Below are 16,688 nucleotides of genomic sequence, written 5' to 3'. Positions count from 1 at the left end.
AGCAGTGGTCAAAGCGGTATTCGGAACGTTGGCCGGGCGTTGGTCGGTCCGTGGTGAGGTGTTTCTCCTGATCGGCGTGCTGGCGTATGCCAGCGCGACGCTGCTGGCGCAGGGGTTTGCCACGCTGCCGGGCTTCGATGAGGGTTCGCCGCTCGATAATTCGAGCGATATTGCAGCCAGCATCGGCCTGATGCTGGCGTCGGCGCTAGCGATGGCGCGTTGGCAGCGGCCGCTGCTGCGCCGCAGCTGGCTGCTCGGCGCTGCGGCGATGTTTCTGATCTGGCTCGCCGAGGCCGCCGCCGATCAGTTGGCGCCGCCCTACACGGTCGTGGTTGGCTTGTGGGCGTTGGCCACGGGGCTACTGGTGCTGGGCCTGCGGCCGTACGCGATGAAGCGGTCGGTGATCATGGCGCTGTACATCGGCATCGCCGCGCAGCTCGTCGCGCATCTCGATCTGGTGTGGCTCAAGGGCATCCTCGGGGCGCACCGCGTGATGCATCCACGGCTGGCGTTGATCAACGACGTCGGCGAGCTGTGCGCGGTGCTCGCCTACATCGCCGCCTTTCTCTATGCGCGCGGCAGCGGGCTTGACGCGCATTCGGCGGCCTCGCGGCTGACGCGCTGGCGCCACGGCGCGGCACGGGCGCGGGTCTGCTTTTCATACATCGCACAGGAACATCAGATTCCGCATTCGCTGCCGATCGCGGTTGCACTGGCGCAGGACCATCCGGACGTCGACGTCCACATCGCCGGCGCGCCCCGGCAATTGAGCTTCGCGCGCTCGATGCTCGATGCGCGCGGGATTCAGGCGCCCCTGCAGTTCGACGAACTGCGGCAGCCGCTCGAAGGGCGTCTAGGCGTGCCGTGCAAGAAGCGCCAGCTGCGCTTGAACGCACTCTATTTTTCGGGCTTCGATGCGGTGGTGGTGCCGGAGCGTACGTCCACTTATCTGCGCCGTTTGCCGTTGCCGCGCACGCGACTGATCGGCACCGAGCACGGCGCTGGCGATCGCGAGGTGACGTATGCCCCGGAGGTCGCACGCTATGACTTCCTGATGCTGGCCGGCCGCAAACAGGCGCGCCGCTTGCTCGAACTCGGCTATGCGCGCGAAGAGCGCCTGGCAACCGGTGTGTACGCCAAATTCGACTGGGTCGGCGCGCAGACGCCGGCGCGGCGCCGCTTCAACAACGGTCGCCCGACCGTGCTCTACAACCCGCACTTCGAATCGGCATTGTCGTCATGGGCCACGCACGGCCAGGCGGTGCTCGATTACTTTGCGCGCAGTACGCGCTACAACCTGATCTTCGCGCCGCACCTGCGCCTGTTCGATCCGCCGAGCGCTGCCAAGTACCGACCGTTCGAGCGCTACCGCGGCTTGTCGCACTTGCACATCGATCTCGGCAGCGCCAGCTGCGTCGACATGCACTACACCGCCGACGCCGATTTGTATCTCGGCGACGTCAGTAGCCAGGTCGTCGAATTTCTGATGCGGCCGCGACCCTGCGTCTTCATCAACGCGCACGGGCACGACTGGCGCGATGATCCGCACTATCGTTTCTGGACACTGGGGCCGGTGATCGAATCGGCGGATGCACTCGACACGGCGCTGGCGTCGGCATTCGCCACGCACGCGCAGATGGTCGACGCGCAGCTGGCGTACGTGGCCGACAGCTTCGGCGAGGTCCGGGTCGGCCACAGCGCCACGCGCGGCGCGACGGCGATCACGAGCTTCCTGCATCGCGAGGCCGATGCCGAGGCGCAGCAACGGTCGGCCGGTCTCGCCACGTCCACGGCGCCGTGACGAGGCGCATCCCTGCATTGCCACTGGCGCCGCTGATCCAAACTTCGTAACGGGCCCGGTTCGCGCCCATAGAAAAAGCCCCGGCGCGTTGCGCCGGGGCTTCGTCGTTCCGCTTACTTCTGCTTCGACGTGCTGTCGATGAACGCCGTCACGTTGTCATGCAGCTGGTGCCGCGACTCGGGGTGCGCGTACACCATGTGCCCGGACTGATAGAACGCGTACGAAATGTTCTTCTGCAGCGCGGCCGGCATCGGCAGGTGATGCAGCTCGTAGATCGCGGCGTAGAACGGCGTCGCCAGATCATAGTAGCCGGTGTTGAGCATCACCTTCAGGTTCGGGTTGTAGATCATCGCCTGCGCCAGGTCCGGCAAGACATTGGCAGCCTGCGGCAACGCGATCGGTGCGCCAGGCGGCTTGTGCTGGAAGTCCCAGGTGCGCCAGATGTCGATCGTCGGCTTGTACGTCATGTCCTGGCCGTATTCGAGGTCCTTGCGCAGGTAGTCGTTGAACGCCGAGACATAGGCCGAGCTGATCGCCGCCGACTGCGGATCGTATTCGGTCTCCTTGGCCAGCGGGTCCATCGACGGGCCGGAGAAGCGCGTGTCGAAGCGGCCGGTGACGTCGCCGCTGGCGCCGAGCAGGGTCTGCTCGAACATGCCGCCGCTGACGCGCAGGTCGGCCTTCTCGAGGTAGGCAACCGGCAGCCCGGTGTAGTCATGCATCTTCTCGGCGATGGCGTGCTTGCGCTCCGGTGCGATCATCGCGCCTTCGGACAGCGCCTCGGCGTAATCACTCATCGCGAACTGCTCGACTTCCTTGAGCAGCGACGGCAGATCGGCCGACTGCTGCGCCAGCTTGTGGTGATACCACGCGGTTGCCGCATAGGTCGGCAGTGCCAGCTCGTACGGCAGGTCGATGCCCGGGTTGCCTTCCGGGCCGTCGATGCTGGTGTCGAAGTTGAGGATCTGCGACAGCAGGATCACACCGTTGAGGTCGATGTTCTTCTCGGTTTCGAGCACGTTGGCGAGCAGCGCCGAGCGCGTCGTGCCGTAGCTCTCACCGAACAGGTACTTCGGCGAATTCCAGCGCCCGTACTTCGACAGGAACTTGGTGATGAAGGTGCCGAACGCCTGCGCGTCCTGGTCGACGCCGTAATAGGCCTTTTCCTTGTCCTTGCCGTAGATGCGGCTGAAGCCGGTGCCCGGCGCATCGATGAAGACCAGGTCGGTGGCGTCGAGAATGCTGTCGTCGTTGTTGACCAGATCGTACGGCGCGGCATGCGTGTGCGAATCGTCTGCGGTCTCGACGCGGCGCGGCGACAGCGCGCCCATGTGCAGCCACAACGACGACGAACCCGGGCCGCCGTTGTAGATGAAGGTCACCGGACGCTTGTCGTCATCCTTGCTGTCCTTGAAGTAGGCGACATAGAACATGTGCGCCGACGGCGCGTCCTTGTCATCGCCACGGCCGCCCTGATCGTCGCGATCCTTGGCGTCGAGCACGATGGTGCCGGCAACGGCCTTGTACTTGATGTGCTGGCCGCGGATCGTGACGTTGCCGGTCGTCGTCTTGTCCGGCGGCGGGGCCGGCTGCTGCTGTGCAGCGGCGTCGGGCTTGGCGTCTTTGGCGGGCGGTTTGTCGGCGAACGCCGGTGTGGTCGCGACGGCGGCCGCGATCAGTGCAACAGCGGGGAGTAGCTTCAGCATGGGGGCTCCAGATTGTCGGATGCGCGGTCCGCACCCTCGTCCCCCGGCGCACGCAGTCGGCGTACGGAATGGCGCGAGTCGGAAGCCGCATCAGTTCATGCGGCCACCCCGACGGCGTGCGCAATCTCGCGCGTGAAGCACAGCCGGAATTTCCACATGAGTGTTACAAGATAACACTCATGTTGTGCGTGCTATACCGGGCGATCCCTCAGTCGCGGATGGCGCCTCCAGGGAGCGTACACATGAAGATATTTTTAATTTCCGAAGCAGCGCGGCTCAGAACATCGGGTCGATGCGCACGCCCTGCGGCTGCGCGAGCGCCAGTGCGGTGGGCTGGGCGATCGAGCCGGGGCGGCGCCGGCCGGGGCCGGCAGCCTCGACCAGCACATAGGAACGACCTTCATAGCGCAAGGCCGCCTGGCCCGCGCCCGGCTTGCCGGCAATGCCGAGCAGATAGTGATGCGGCACATGCACGCCGATGATCGGCGCGTCGGTGAGGTTCTGCAGGATCGCTGCGAGCAGCGCGGCCTTGGTGTCGCAATCGCCGTAGCCGCGTTCGAGCGCGCGCGGCGGCGGGTAGAAACCGAGGATGCGGCGGCCATCCTCGGCAGCGGCCGGCTGGCGATAGAGCAGGCCCGACTGGACCAGTGCGACGGCGGCGTCGATGGTCCAGGCGCGGTCTTCGCCGCGTGCGCGGGCCAGCGCCTCCAGTGCCTGCGCGACGGGACGCACGCGCTCGCGGTTGCGCTCGACGGCCTGTGCAACATCGACAAACAGGTGGGTGCGCTGCTGCGCGTCCTCGCGCAGGCGCAAGCCGTGCGCGCGGTAATACTGGCTGGTGCGACGGTCGAAGTCGGCCTGCTCGCAGACCCTGCGTCGGCAGGCGGCGAGCAGGGCGTCGAGTTCCGCATCGCCGATGCCGAACTCGTGGACCGATGCGCGGCTGGCGTCGCGCGACAGCTCGAATCCGACGGTCAGCGGCTCGCCGTCGAAGCTGTCGAAACGGGTCGTGATGCGGTAACGGTCGTCGCCGATCGACGTGCGCGTATACAAGCGATCCGGCGCGTTGCTGCGGATGCTCGCCGGAATCAGCGACGCATCCTCATCGGTGCCCGAAGCGAAGGCCGCAGCGCAGGCCAGGCTCAGGCCGATCACTCCGAGCCCGATCAGGACGCGTCGCAGCCGTGTCGGGAAGCCCTGCCGGCGCTGAGCATCGTGGAAGTCTTCGGGGGAGCGTGGAATCTCGGCGTCCATGTCGCGCGCACTCGTCTGCGGAATCGGTCCACCGCGCGCTCCAAGGCTTGTGCGACCTGGCCCGGGTTCGGTCGGGCATCGGCTGTCGGGGACGTTCTGCAGCATCGGCCTGCGTATCGGGGATACACCGCAGGGCAGCGCACCACAGCTTTGGCGGCTGCAAGGAAAAGACACGCACGATCAGGCGATTGCGGGCCGCGGCGGGCGGCGTGGCCGCGCGTCGGCAAGCGGGCGGTTTGCGTGTCGGAAATACGCGCGTCACTACGAACGGTTGGCTGCGGCCGACGAATGCCAACACCGGCATCGCCCCTGCCGAGCGCATGCGTCGAAGAGTCGTCGCCAAGTGCCGGGATTACGTCGCCAAATGACGAAATCCCGGCACGATTCGGCTTGCAAGCAAGCCTTGTTCCTCCATCGAGCGGCACGCCGGAACCCGTGGTCAGCCGTCGGCGATTTGCGCATGCTCTCGGTTCGACAGGACGTCGGAGGGGGGCGATGAAAACGGAGTGGGGTGCGCCGCTGTGCGGCGCGATATTGGCGGCGTATAGCGTCCATGCGATGCCGGCGCCGGACGGAACCACCACTGCGTCGACCGATTCGGCCTTGCCGGCGGTACAGACGCAGGGCGGCGTGCCGTATCTGAGCGGCGGTGTCGGTGCCGACGAATCGGCGGCGATCCGCGCGGCGACCGCTCGCTATGCGCTGGCGGTGACGCTGTCGGCGGTCGAGGACGGCCACGCGGTATTCCTGGCATCGGCGCCGGTCACGGTGACCGACGCCAGCGGCATCGCGGTGCTGGATGTCACCACCGATGGCCCGTATCTGCTGGCCGACTTGCCGCCTGGCCGCTACCGCATCCGCGCGCGCTGCCGTGATCAGGAGCGCGACGCCGAGGCGACGCTGGTGCCCGGCAAGACCGCACAGGTCTCGCTGATCTGGAAGTGAGCGCGGCGCCGCTTTCGTTAAGCTGCGCGCCTTTGCATCTCGACGGGCGGAGCCGACACCGATGATCACGCTTTACGGCATCAAGAATTGCGACACCGTGCAGCGCGCACGCCGGCGCCTCGACGACGAGGGCCTGGCCTACCGCTTTCACGATTTCAAGGCGGATGGTTTGAGTCGCGAATGCGCGCAGGCCTGGATCGACGCGCTGGGTGTCGACGTCGTCGTCAACCGCAAAGGCACGACCTGGCGCAAGCTCGACGATGCGACGCGCGACGGCCTGAGCGCCGCCAATGCCGCGGCGCTGCTGGCGCGCGAACCGTCGCTGGTCAAGCGGCCGGTGATCGACCGTGACGGCACGCTGTCGGTCGGCTTCGCCAAGGTCGACGAGGATGCGATCGTCGCGCGCCTGAAGACCTGAAGCGGTCGATGCAGGATTCGCTGTTTCCCGACGACGAACCCGCGCCCGCGGCGCCGGCGTCCGCTGCGCGTCGCGCGCGTGGCGTCGAGCCGGCCGCGCATGGCGCAGACTTGCGGCTGCTGCGCGAGGCGCTGCCGGCGTCACTGCGGCTCGGCACGTCGTCGTGGAGCTATCCGGGCTGGGTCGGCAGCGTCTGGGCGCAGGACTATTCGACGCAGAAGCTGGCCAAGCAGGGCCTGCGCGCCTATGCGCAACATCCCCTGCTGCGCACGGTCAGTCTCGATCGCGCGTTCTACCAGCCGCTCGACGCCGGCCAGTACGCGGCATACGCGCAGCAGGTGCCGGACGACTTTCGCTTCGTCGTCAAAGCGCCGGGCCTGGTCGCCGACGCCTTGCGCCGCGACGAGTCCGGCCGTGGCCAGGAATGGAATCCGGGCTTTCTCGATCCGCAACTCGCCGTGCAGCTCTGCGCCGAGCCGCTACTCGACGGCTTGCGCGGCAAGCTGGGCGCGCTGGTCTTCCAGCTCAGCCCGCTGCCGGATGCGATGCTGCACGATCTACCGGCGCTGCTGCAGCGGCTCGGCGCGATGCTGCGCGCGTTGCCGCCGCTGCATGAGCGCGCGCCCGGCGCAGTGTTGGCGGTCGAAGTCCGCAATGCCGAGTGGCTGAGCCCGGCGTTCGCGCAAACGCTGCGTGAGGCCGGCGCCACCTATTGCCTCGGTCTGCACGCCAAGATGCCGCCGATCGAAGCACAGCTGCCGGTGCTGCGTGCGCTCTGGCCCGGACCGCTGGTTTGCCGCTGGAATCTGCATCGACGCCACGGCGTCTATGGCTATGAGGCGGCCAAGCGTCTGTACGGCGACTTCAACGCGCTGGTCGACCCCGACCCTGAGACCCGCGCGACACTGGCGCGTGTGATCGCCGGCACCACGACCGCCGGCCACGCCGCCTACGTCACCCTCGGCAACAAGGCGGAGGGCTCGGCGCCGCTGTCGGTCCTGGCACTGGCCGAGGCACTCGCGGCGGGCTAGGAGCGTGTGGGCGCTCTTGCTTTGCCACGCCCTTGAGGGCGTCAGGCCTGTGCGTCGGCGCCGGTGCCATAAACCGACGCCGCGTCGCTGCGCAACGCGCGCATCGCCTCGAGGTAGGCGCCAGGACCGTGACTGATGCGCGCGACACCCGCAGCCGCCAGGGTGTCGGCGTCGGCCAGGCCCGGCATCGTCATGACGTTGAGCGGCAGATCGATGGACGCGCACAGCGTTGCGATCACGTCGAGGTCGATCAGCCCGGGCACGAAATAACCGGATGCACCGGCGTCGGCATAAGCACGTGCGCGGGCCTGGGCTTCGGCCAGCGTTGCTGGCGTCGGTGCGCGGCCGTCGAAGAACAGATCGCTTCTCGCATTGATGAACAAGGCGATGCCGCGCGCATCCGCCATGCGCCGGATCGCGCGAATGCGTGCGGCATGCGCGGCGGTCGAATACAGACCGGTGCCGGAGACGATGCGGTCCTCGAAGTTGATGCCCGCGACGCCTTGATCGACAAAGCGCGCGACGTTTTCGGCGCAACGGTCCGGGTCGTCGCTGTAGCCGCCTTCGACATCGACCGTCACCGGCACATCGACCGCGGCGACGATGCGCCCGACGATTTGCTCGGCGAGCGGCAGCGGCAGCGCTTCGCCGTCCTCGTAGCCATGCGCGGCGGCCACCGCCCAGCTGCTGGTGGCGATGACCGCGGCGCCGGCGCTGGCGATTGCGCGCGCGCTGCCGGCGTCCCAGGCGTTGTAGAGCGCGAGCGGATCGCCCTTGATGTGCAGCGCGGCCAGCTGGCGTGCGCGTTCGTTCTGCTGCATGGAATCGGTCTCTCGTGTCGGTGGTGTCGGGATGGCCGGTCGCGGCGCGATCACGCGTGATCGAAGTCGACCGTGACGGCGGATGAAAGGGCGTGCAGGAATTCGCACGCATCGAAGGCCTGGGCCAGCGACAGCGCGCCGCGGCGATGCGTGCCGGGCTTGCGCAGGCGTGCGGCGGCCTCGACGACGATGGGTGCCGACACGGCATAGATGTCCTGACCCCGCGCGCGACCGCGGCGCGCGCCGTTGCGGTCGGACACCACGACGTCCATGACGAACCGTTGCGCGGAGCGACCGAGCGCATCGACCGCCGTCGGCGCCGCCGTGCCCGAGCTGCTGACCTCGTCGAGCGCGGACGCGTTGAGGTAGCTGTGCACGCGGCGCGCGCCGAGGTGGCGGGCGATGGTGATGATTTCCGAAAACGGCATCTCGACGACGGCTTGCGTGCCGTCCGTCGACCCGAACGCCCAGTCGACGATCGCCGGCACCGTCGGGATTGGCGCCAAGCTCCCGTTCTCGACCACCACACGCGGTACGCAGTTGCGTTCGCCGGTGCGCCGGGTCCCGGGTGTCGGCCACCAGCGATCGAGGGCAACGGCGGTGTCGACGGCGTCGGTGGCGTCGTCGCCCGCCAGAGCCGATGCCAGCAGGTCGGCCAAGCCGCCGTAGAAGCCCGCCGCCGGGATCACGGTGATTCCCGCCCTGTGCGCGGCCGCATCGTAGTCAGCGAATGTGCGCTGGGCGCTGGCCTGCTCGGCGGTGACATCGATGTACGAGCAGGCGACTCGCAAGGCGGCATCGATCAGGGGCGACGCGGTGTCGAGGAACGGTCCGGCGCAGTTGATGACCACCGCGCAATCCGCCAATGCCGCATCGAGCGCCGCCGGGTCGTCGATGGCAGCGACGCGCGCTGCGATGCCGCCGGCCAGTCCGGCGGGACGACGGCCCACCGCGATCGTCGGGATCCCTCGGCGGCGCAGCTCTGCGACGACAAACGCCCCGGTGTGGCCGCTGGCGCCATAAACCGCCACGGCGGCGTCTCCTGTTTCAGTCCTGGCTTGCACGCATTCTCCTCCCATGAAAGATACAGACCGGTCTGTATCGTTATGAAAAGTACAGACCGGTCTGTATCATGTCAAGCACGACCTCGGAGTGATCTCGACCATGGCGACCCCGACCCCCAGCGCCCGGAGCGCACGCGCAGCCAAGCCGCAGGATCTGCGCGAGCACATCCTCAAGACGGCCTCCGACCTGTTTTATCGGCGGGGCGTCCGCGCCGTCGGCGTCGACCTGATCATCCAGGAGGCCGGCGTCGCCAAAACCAGCCTCTATCGCCACTTTCCGCAAAAGGACGATCTGATCGCGGCGTTCCTCGAGCGCGAGGACCAAGAGTTCTGGTCGCTATGGGACGAGGTGGCGCGCGCACACGCCGACGATCCGCGGGCCGAACTGGAGGCGCACATGCGCTGGATCGGCGAGCGGCTGGCGCGGTCGAACTACCGCGGTTGCCCGCAGATCAACGCCGCCGCCGAGTTCGCCGAGCCGGACCATCCCGCGCGCGCAGTGTCACGCGCGCACATGCGTGCCTTGCGCGAGCGCCTGGAGGCCCTTGCTCGGCGCATGAAGGTGGCACGCCCCGAGCAGCTTGGCGCGCAGCTGGCGCTGTTGGTCAATGGCGCTTTCGTCAGTGCCGGTCTGTTGGCGCCGAATGAAGCGACCGACGTGCTGCTGGCGTCCGCCCGCGCCCTGTGTGCAGCGGCGGCCGCAACGCGCTGATTGACGCCATCCAGCGCCGCGGCCGGCGGCGCGGATCAACAGCGCCGCCCGTTTTCAGGCCGAGGCTTCCGTCGTTTCGCCAGTCTTGGCCAAGGCCGAGCGCGCCGCGCGTGCGGTGTCGACCATGCGCGTCAGCGCCGCTTCGGTCTCGGCCCAGCCGCGCGTTTTCAGGCCGCAGTCCGGGTTGATCCACAGGCGTTCGGCAGGGACGACGGCCAGCGCACGGTCGAGCAGCGCGCGCATCTCGTCGGCTGCCGGCACGCGCGGCGAATGAATGTCGTACAGGCCGGGGCCGATGTCATTGGGATAACGGAATTCGGCGAACGCGTCGAGCAGCTGCATGCGCGAGCGCGAGGTCTCGATGGTGATGACGTCGGCGTCGAGCGCGGCAATCGCCGGCAGAATGTCGTTGAATTCCGAATAGCACATGTGCGTGTGAATTTGCGTCGCGTCGCGCACGCCGCTGGACGTGATGCGGAACGCCTGCACGGCCCAGTCGAGATACGCGGGCCAGGCGTCGCGCCGCAGCGGCAGGCCTTCGCGTATCGTCGGTTCGTCGATCTGGATGACGGCGATGCCGGCGGCTTCGAGGTCGGCGACCTCGTCGCGCAGCGCCAGCGCCAGTTGCAGCGCGACTTCTCGCTTCGGCAGGTCGTCGCGGACGAAGCTCCAGAACAGCATCGTCAGCGGTCCGGACAACATGCCCTTCATCGGCTTGTCGGTCAGGCTTTGCGCATAACGCGACCATTCGACGGTCATCGGTCGCGGTCGCGACACGTCGCCATAGATCACCGGTGGCTTGACACAGCGCGAGCCGTAGCTTTGCACCCAGCCGTGCTGCGTGAAGGCGTAGCCGTCCAGTTGCTCGCCGAAGTACTCGACCATGTCGTTGCGTTCCGCCTCACCGTGCACGAGCACATCCAGTCCGAGCGCCTCCTGACATCGTACGGCGCGGCGAATCTCGGCCTGCATCGCTTCGCGATAGTCGCTGGCACCCAGCCGTCCGGCCCGATAGGCCGCGCGTGCGGCGCGGATTTCGGCGGTCTGCGGAAACGAACCGATGGTCGTGGTCGGCAGCGGCGGTAGCTGCAGCCGTGCCTGCTGTGCGGCGCGGCGCCGTGTGAATGGTGTGGCGCGTCGCGCATCGTCGGCGGTCAGTGCCGCGACACGTTCGCGCACGGCGCGCACCTGCGTGCTCGGCGCGTGACGTCGATCCTCGACGGCCGCCGCCGCCGCGTGCAGCTCGCGCCAGACCGCGGCTTCGCCGTCGCGCAGTGCACGCTTGAGCAAGGCCAGTTCGTCCAGCTTCTGCACGGCGAACGCCATCCAGTTGCGCAGGCGCGGATCGAGTGTCGTTTCAAGTTGCAGATCGGTCGGCACATGCAGCAGCGAGCAGGACGCCGAGATCCACAGGCGGTCACCGAGAACGCGGTGTGCGCGATGCAGCGAAGACAGCGTGCGATTGAGATCGCTGCGCCACAGATTGCGGCCGTCGACGACGCCGAGCGACAGACACTTGTCGGCCGGCCAGTCGTCGAGGAACGCGGCCAGCTGTTCGGGTGCGCGCACCAGATCGAGGTGCAGGCCGTCGATCGGCAGCGCGCGCAGCCGCGGCGCGTGCTCGGCGACGCTGCCGAAATAGCTCGCGAGCAGCAGTTGCGGTCCGGCGCTGCCGAGCTCGCGGTAGGCGGTGCTCAGGGCCTGCTGCCAGGCCTCGGGCAGATCGAGCGCGAGGATCGGTTCGTCGAGCTGCACCCACGCCACGCCCAGTGCCTTCAACTCGGCAAGCAGCGCCCAGTAGACGTTCAGCAGCAGCGACAGCAGTGCGAGCTTGTCGACGCCGGGCGCCGCCGACGCCAGCCACAACCAGGTCAGCGGGCCGGTCAGCACGACCTTGACGCGATGGCCGAGCGCCAGGGCCTCGCGCACCTCGGGGAACAGCCAATCGCGATTCAGCGTGAAGCGCGTCGCGGCGTCGAGCTCCGGAACGAGATAGTGATAGTTGGTGTCGAACCACTTCTTCATCGCCAGTGCCGGCTGCGTGTCGGTGCCGCGTGCCATCGCGAAATACGCATCGAGATCGACGCCATGCTCGAAGCCGTAGCGCTGCGGCGCCGCGCCGATCAGTGCGGTGACATTGTGCAAATGATCGTAGAACGCGAAGTCGCCGACGGTGACGACGTCGAGGCCGGCGTCGCGCTGCTGCTGCCAGTGACGACGGCGCAGCTCGCGCGCCGCGCTGTGCAGGGCGGCGGCATCGCTGTCGCCGCGCCAGTACGACTCGAGCGCGGCCTTCAGTTCGCGGCGGGCGCCGATGCGGGGAAAGCCGAGGATATGGGCGGTGGTCATGGGCGCACCTGAAGTCCGGAATGGCGGGCAGCTATGGTCGCCAGCGCCATGACATGATTCAATCTCAGCGTTTTCCGATTTTTGTTGAATTAAATTAATAGGCCCATAAATGGCACAGTCGCCGCTCGAAGTTCGTCACCTGCAGACCCTGCTCGCGCTGGCGGAAAGCGGCTCGCTGGCGAAGGCCGCCGACCGGGTGTTCGTCACGCAGTCGGCGCTGTCGCATCAGCTCAAGCTGTTGGAGACGCACTACGGGGCGCCGCTGTTCGAGCGCAATACCAAACCGCTGCGCTTCACGCAGGTCGGTCAGCGGCTGGTGGCATTGGCGCGTGACGTGCTCGGCACCATTGCCGACGCCGAGCGCGAGATCGTGCAGCGCGTGTCCGGCAGCAGCGGCGAGCTGCGCGTCGTCATCGAATGCCACACCTGCTTCGACTGGCTGATGCCGGCGATGGACGCGCTGCGCGAAGACTGGCCGGAAGTCGAGCTGGATCTGGTCGGCGGCTTTCAGACCGACCCGATGAGCCTGGTCGAGCAGGGCCTGTCCGACTTCGCCGTGATTCACGACCGGCCGCCGAAGCGGCCCGGCATCGTCACCGAGCATCTGTTCACCTACGAGACGCTGGCCATCCTCGCGCCCGATCATCCGCTGGCGAACAAGGATCATCTGACGCCGCGCGACTTCGCGGCCGAGACCTTGATCAGCTATCCGGTCGACGACGCGATGATCGACGTGATCCGTCACTTTCTCGCGCCCAAGGGCATCAAGCCCAAGCGCCGCGATGCGGAGCTGACAGTGGCGATCCTGCAATTGGTCGCCAGCCGTCGCGGCATTGCCGCGTTGCCGGACTGGAGCGTGATGCCGTACCTCGAACGTGGCTATGTGATCGGCAAGCCGCTGGGGGCCAAGGGCCTGCACTGCGAGCTGCATGCGGCGATGCCGGAGAGCCTGGCCGGCAAGCCGTACATCCGCGACTTCATCGACAAGGTGCGCGCCGGCATTCGCTAGCGCTGCGCGTCGTTGTGCCTTACGGCTTGGCGTCGCGATCGAAGAACGTCATCTTCATGCCGGCCGGGCTGACCGCGCCACCCGGATCGGCAACCGACAGATTCACGCAGCGCCCGGTTTGCGGGCAGGCAACGAACACCGCGTAACCCGGCAAATGCATCTCGCGACGGATCGACCAGTTCAGGCGGGCGAACGCTTCGCGGTAAAAGGTAGTGGCCTGCGCGGCCGTGACGCCTTTGACGCCGGCTGCCGCTACGGCATTGCTCGCCGACAGCTCATGCGCGCTGTCGGGCACCGGAAAATCGCGCGGGATGTCCTTGTCCAGGTCGAGATAGCCAGGCACCGACTCGTGGTCGGGATGCCAGCCTTCGTTGCGCGCGAGCTGCGCCAGCGTCAAGCTGCCGCCGGCGACGGCCGCCGTGCACCAGCTGATGGTCACGGCGAAGGTGATCGTCATCGCGCGGCGCGATCGCAAGCGCCACCGCATTTGCTGCGCTTCGTGTGTCCGGCGGCGGAAGATGTTCTTGTCCATGGCGGCTCCCTCGACCGTGAATGGCCAGCGCGGACCCGGCGCCGCTGTGGTGCGGTCTTGTCGTCGGGCCCGCGCGTTGATCGTGCTTGTTTAGCATGCGCGGCGCCGGCATTGCCACGGCCGGGGTCCGTGCGTGACACCGTCCACCTCGTCCAAATGAGAGCTTGCGCGGTCGCGGGCGGCCGCCTACAGTGCGCGCCAATTCTAGGTGCCGCGCCCTTGAGGTCTCACGGGTGCGGGTAAACGGGAAGCCGGTGCGACCGCCACGACGTGGCGGATCAAGTCCGGCGCTGCCCCCGCAACGGTAAGCGGATCGTCCACAGCACGACGCCACTGTGTCGCTCGACATGGGAAGGCGCTGTCGGAATCTCCGCAAGCCCGGATACCGGCCTGGAACCCGGTGAAGGCTCGCGGTGGGCGTGGCCGGAACAGCCGGTCCGTTCGCGTGCCGACTGTCCCTCAACGTTCTCTGCGTCCTTCGTACTTTGCGAACAGCCATCGCGTGGGGCGATGGCGCAGGGAGAATTTCATGCCTTATCAAAAGGCACTCGTCATCATGGCTGCAATGGGGCTCGCCCCCGCCTGTGCGCTGGCCGAAAACTCGGCCGATCCGGATACCGTCATCGTCACCGCCAGCCGCGTCGCCGAAAAGGCCGACCAAGCGCTGGCACCAGTGACCGTCATCACCCGCGAGGATATCGACCGTCTGCAGCCGCGCGACTTGCCGGAACTGCTGGCGGGCTTGCCCGGCATCACCGTCGTCAGCACCGGCGGCCCCGGCAAGACCACGTCGCTGTTCATGCGCGGCACCAACAGCGACCACATGGTGGTGCTGATCGACGGCATCAAGGTCGGTTCGGCGACGCTCGGTACGACCGCCTACGAGCAGATTCCGGTCGACCTGATCGATCACATCGAAATCGTCCGCGGCCCGCGCTCCAGCCTTTACGGCTCGGAGGCGATCGGCGGCGTCATGCAAATCTTCACCAAGCGCGGCAGCGCCGACGTGGCGACGCCGGCGTTCTCGATCGGTGGCGGCAACTACGGCAGCGGCAAGGCCGAGGCCAGTGTCCGCGGCCGCTACGGCAACGGCGGCTGGTACAGCGCCGGCCTCGCCGGCTCGACGACCGATGGCATCAATGTGCAGCCGGCTTCCGGCGAGTCCGACCACGACGGCTTCCGCAGCGCGTCCGGCACGCTCAACACCGGCTGGACCTTCGCTGATGGCAGCACGCTTGAAGCGCACTATCTGCGCGCCGACAGCCGCAACGAATACGACGGCACCTACACCAACGAGGCCTACAATCGCCAGCAAATGTTCGGTGGTACGGCGCGCTTCCGACCGTGGCAGCCGTGGACGGTGACGCTGACTGCCGGGCAGAGCCAGGACTTCGCCGATTCGCTGCACGACACGCTGGTCAGTGATTACGCCGGCGGCACCACGCACAACCGCGGCTCGATCAACACCTATCGCGACAGCTACACCTGGCAAAACGATCTGCGCTTTGCCGCCGGCCAGCGGGTCAGCGTCGGCGTCGACTTCACGCACGATCGCGTCGGTGGCGATACTGACTACGACGTGCATTCGCGCGACAACGGCGGCGTCTACGCGCAATACCAGGGGCGCTTCGGCGCCCACGAGCTGCAGTTCAGCGGCCGTCATGACCACAACCAGCAGTACGGCGGTCACGACACCGGTTCGGTTGCCTACGTCTACCACTTCAGCGACGCCCTGCACGCCGGCGCGTCTTATGCGTCCGCGTTCAAGGCGCCGAGCTTCAACGATCTGTACTACCCGTACTACGGAGTCGCCGATCTGCAGCCGGAAAGTTCGCACAGCGTCGAACTCGATCTGGGTGGCAATGGCACGCTCGCCGGCGGCCGCTGGAACTGGGCGCTGAACGGCTACCGCACGACAGTCGACCAACTGATCATCTATGACGCGACGGCCTACGCGCCGGCCAACATCGGCCGCGCGCGCATTCTCGGCGCCGAGGCGCAACTGGGCGCGCAGTTGGGCCGCTGGCGGTCGCAGCTGTCGCTGAACTGGCTCGATCCGGAGAACCGCAGCGACGGCAGCAGCGACGGCAACGAACTGCCGCGCCGTCCGCGGCAGAGCGCTCGACTCGATATCGACTACGACTGGCGCGCCGTGTCGGTCGGTACCACGGTGCTGGCCGCCGGCCAGCGCTACGACGATACCGCCAACACCACGCAGCTCGGCGGCTACACGACCTTCGACCTGCGTGCCGCGTATCGCGTGCGCCCGGCGTGGACGCTGGAAATGAAGGCCGCCAACCTGCTCGACAAGGACTACCAGACCGCCGCCGGCTATGCATCGCTGGGCGCCAGCTGGTTCTTCACGCTGCGCTACGCACCGACCCGCTGAACGCCTGCGGCCGGCGCTGCGGCGCCGGCCGCCTCACACGACCGGAGGCCATGCCATGACCACGAAGCCTTATACGCAGATCGCGATCTTCGTCCTGCTTGCCCTGCTGATGCTCAGCACCCGTTACGCGCATTTCGCGCAACTGCCCGACGCGTCGTGGGCGGTGTTCTTCGCCGGCGGCTTCTATTTTCGCGGTCGCGGCGGGCTGGCGGTGTTTGCCGCGCTGATGCTCGAAGCGGTGGCGATCGATGCCGCCGTGATTCATTACCTCGGGGTCAGCAACTTCTGCGTGACGGCGGCGTATCCGTTCCTGGTGCCGACGCACGGCGCGTTGTGGCTCGCCGGTGCCTGGACGCGGCGGCACTATCGCTGGGACGCGAGCAGTGCGCTGCAGTTCGCCCTGGCGGCCGTGATCGCCGTCCATCTCGCGTACGCGATCTCGAACGCGTCGTTCTATTGGCTCGGCGGCCGCTATGCGCAGCCCAACGTCGGCGAATACCTGCAGCGCTTCGTGCGGTATTACCCGCACTTCATGGAAGTGACGCTCGGCTATCTGGCGATTCTCGGCGTGCTGCATCTGGCGGCAGCCTCGCAGCTGCCGCAACTGCGGCCGGCCGGCGCCGCGCCGCGGTCGGCGTGATCGCCATGACGTCGCGC

General features: G+C 67.5%; 14 protein-coding genes and 1 riboswitch. Of the genes, 8 read left to right on the top strand and 6 right to left on the bottom strand.

Annotated features, from left to right (window positions below; all coding sequences use genetic code 11):
• Positions 1-4: 4 nt before the first annotated feature.
• Positions 5-1,801 carry a hypothetical protein gene (locus tag G7Y82_RS01755; protein WP_206370220.1) on the top strand — a complete coding sequence of 599 codons (1,797 nt, stop codon included), beginning with the start codon at positions 5-7 and terminating at the stop codon, positions 1,799-1,801.
• A gap of 113 nt (positions 1,802-1,914) precedes the next feature.
• Here the strand turns inward: G7Y82_RS01755 and G7Y82_RS01750 are convergent, their stop codons facing one another.
• Together G7Y82_RS01750 and G7Y82_RS01745 are read right to left on the bottom strand one after the other, a co-directional pair.
• Positions 1,915-3,507: a S10 family peptidase gene (locus tag G7Y82_RS01750; protein WP_168146267.1), complete on the bottom strand. Its 1,593-nt coding sequence runs from the start codon at positions 3,505-3,507 to the stop codon at positions 1,915-1,917.
• Positions 3,508-3,783: 276 nt separating this feature from the next.
• The gene (locus tag G7Y82_RS01745; protein WP_168146266.1) at positions 3,784-4,761 is read right to left on the bottom strand and encodes a hypothetical protein; all 978 of its coding nucleotides are present in this window, start codon (positions 4,759-4,761) and stop codon (positions 3,784-3,786) included.
• A gap of 495 nt (positions 4,762-5,256) precedes the next feature.
• On the opposite strand from G7Y82_RS01745, the gene G7Y82_RS01740 reads away from it, so the two are divergent.
• The 3 genes from G7Y82_RS01740 to G7Y82_RS01730 all read left to right on the top strand — a co-directional run bounded on the left by G7Y82_RS01740 (position 5,257) and on the right by G7Y82_RS01730 (position 7,155).
• Positions 5,257-5,706 carry a carboxypeptidase-like regulatory domain-containing protein gene (locus G7Y82_RS01740; RefSeq protein WP_168146265.1) on the top strand — a complete coding sequence of 150 codons (450 nt, stop codon included), beginning with the start codon at positions 5,257-5,259 and terminating at the stop codon, positions 5,704-5,706.
• Between the two features lie 61 nt (positions 5,707-5,767).
• A complete protein-coding gene (locus tag G7Y82_RS01735) occupies positions 5,768-6,124 on the top strand; it encodes an ArsC family reductase (protein WP_168146264.1) in 357 nt (118 codons plus the stop codon).
• A gap of 8 nt (positions 6,125-6,132) precedes the next feature.
• Positions 6,133-7,155, top strand: a complete 1,023-nt coding sequence (locus G7Y82_RS01730; protein WP_168146263.1) for a DUF72 domain-containing protein — start codon at positions 6,133-6,135, stop codon at positions 7,153-7,155.
• A gap of 41 nt (positions 7,156-7,196) precedes the next feature.
• Here the strand turns inward: G7Y82_RS01730 and G7Y82_RS01725 are convergent, their stop codons facing one another.
• Both G7Y82_RS01725 and G7Y82_RS01720 read right to left on the bottom strand, forming a co-directional pair.
• Entirely contained in the window at positions 7,197-7,976 is a 780-nt protein-coding gene (locus tag G7Y82_RS01725) for an isocitrate lyase/PEP mutase family protein (protein WP_168146262.1), read from the bottom strand.
• A 50-nt stretch (positions 7,977-8,026) separates the two neighbouring features.
• Entirely contained in the window at positions 8,027-9,040 is a 1,014-nt protein-coding gene (locus G7Y82_RS01720) for a saccharopine dehydrogenase NADP-binding domain-containing protein (protein WP_206370219.1), read from the bottom strand.
• Positions 9,041-9,140: 100 nt separating this feature from the next.
• On the opposite strand from G7Y82_RS01720, the gene G7Y82_RS01715 reads away from it, so the two are divergent.
• Positions 9,141-9,752 carry a TetR/AcrR family transcriptional regulator gene (locus G7Y82_RS01715; protein WP_168146260.1) on the top strand — a complete coding sequence of 204 codons (612 nt, stop codon included), beginning with the start codon at positions 9,141-9,143 and terminating at the stop codon, positions 9,750-9,752.
• 54 nt (positions 9,753-9,806) lie between these two features.
• On the opposite strand, the gene metE is transcribed toward G7Y82_RS01715, so the two are convergent.
• Positions 9,807-12,101: a 5-methyltetrahydropteroyltriglutamate--homocysteine S-methyltransferase gene (gene metE / locus G7Y82_RS01710; protein ID WP_168146259.1), complete on the bottom strand. Its 2,295-nt coding sequence runs from the start codon at positions 12,099-12,101 to the stop codon at positions 9,807-9,809.
• Between the two features lie 109 nt (positions 12,102-12,210).
• Here metE and G7Y82_RS01705 point away from each other — a divergent pair, with 109 nt between their 5' ends.
• Positions 12,211-13,110: a LysR family transcriptional regulator gene (locus G7Y82_RS01705; protein WP_168146258.1), complete on the top strand. Its 900-nt coding sequence runs from the start codon at positions 12,211-12,213 to the stop codon at positions 13,108-13,110.
• A gap of 19 nt (positions 13,111-13,129) precedes the next feature.
• On the opposite strand, the gene G7Y82_RS01700 is transcribed toward G7Y82_RS01705, so the two are convergent.
• The gene (locus G7Y82_RS01700) at positions 13,130-13,642 is read right to left on the bottom strand and encodes a hypothetical protein (protein WP_168146257.1); all 513 of its coding nucleotides are present in this window, start codon (positions 13,640-13,642) and stop codon (positions 13,130-13,132) included.
• Between the two features lie 189 nt (positions 13,643-13,831).
• A riboswitch (cobalamin riboswitch) is annotated at positions 13,832-14,050 on the top strand.
• Positions 14,051-14,171: 121 nt separating this feature from the next.
• On the opposite strand from G7Y82_RS01700, the gene btuB reads away from it, so the two are divergent.
• Both btuB and G7Y82_RS01690 read left to right on the top strand, forming a co-directional pair.
• On the top strand, positions 14,172-16,031 hold the full coding sequence (btuB, locus tag G7Y82_RS01695; RefSeq protein WP_206370217.1) for a TonB-dependent vitamin B12 receptor: 1,860 nt from the start codon (positions 14,172-14,174) through the stop codon (positions 16,029-16,031).
• A 55-nt stretch (positions 16,032-16,086) separates the two neighbouring features.
• Complete coding sequence (locus tag G7Y82_RS01690; RefSeq protein WP_168146256.1) at positions 16,087-16,671, top strand: hypothetical protein; 585 nt, start codon at positions 16,087-16,089, stop codon at positions 16,669-16,671.
• Positions 16,672-16,688 lie beyond the last annotated feature (17 nt).

Origin of the sequence: Solimonas marina (assembly GCF_012241385.1) — a bacterium.
In the GTDB taxonomy this organism is placed as follows: Bacteria; Pseudomonadota; Gammaproteobacteria; order Nevskiales; family Nevskiaceae; genus Solimonas; species Solimonas marina.
This window is presented reverse-complemented; position numbering and strand designations above follow the sequence as displayed.

What these genes read in the sequence shown, in the direction of transcription:
- metE (WP_168146259.1), bottom strand. Translation starts at nt 12,101, where the DNA reads ATGACCACCGCCCATATCCTCGGCTTTCCCCGCATCGGCGCCCGCCGC.
- G7Y82_RS01705 (WP_168146258.1), top strand. Translation starts at nt 12,211, where the DNA reads ATGGCACAGTCGCCGCTCGAAGTTCGTCACCTGCAGACCCTGCTCGCG.
- G7Y82_RS01740 (WP_168146265.1), top strand. Translation starts at nt 5,257, where the DNA reads ATGAAAACGGAGTGGGGTGCGCCGCTGTGCGGCGCGATATTGGCGGCG.
- G7Y82_RS01725 (WP_168146262.1), bottom strand. Translation starts at nt 7,976, where the DNA reads ATGCAGCAGAACGAACGCGCACGCCAGCTGGCCGCGCTGCACATCAAG.
- G7Y82_RS01745 (WP_168146266.1), bottom strand. Translation starts at nt 4,761, where the DNA reads ATGGACGCCGAGATTCCACGCTCCCCCGAAGACTTCCACGATGCTCAG.
- G7Y82_RS01700 (WP_168146257.1), bottom strand. Translation starts at nt 13,642, where the DNA reads ATGGACAAGAACATCTTCCGCCGCCGGACACACGAAGCGCAGCAAATG.
- G7Y82_RS01750 (WP_168146267.1), bottom strand. Translation starts at nt 3,507, where the DNA reads ATGCTGAAGCTACTCCCCGCTGTTGCACTGATCGCGGCCGCCGTCGCG.
- G7Y82_RS01690 (WP_168146256.1), top strand. Translation starts at nt 16,087, where the DNA reads ATGACCACGAAGCCTTATACGCAGATCGCGATCTTCGTCCTGCTTGCC.
- G7Y82_RS01735 (WP_168146264.1), top strand. Translation starts at nt 5,768, where the DNA reads ATGATCACGCTTTACGGCATCAAGAATTGCGACACCGTGCAGCGCGCA.
- btuB (WP_206370217.1), top strand. Translation starts at nt 14,172, where the DNA reads ATGCCTTATCAAAAGGCACTCGTCATCATGGCTGCAATGGGGCTCGCC.
- G7Y82_RS01730 (WP_168146263.1), top strand. Translation starts at nt 6,133, where the DNA reads ATGCAGGATTCGCTGTTTCCCGACGACGAACCCGCGCCCGCGGCGCCG.
- G7Y82_RS01715 (WP_168146260.1), top strand. Translation starts at nt 9,141, where the DNA reads ATGGCGACCCCGACCCCCAGCGCCCGGAGCGCACGCGCAGCCAAGCCG.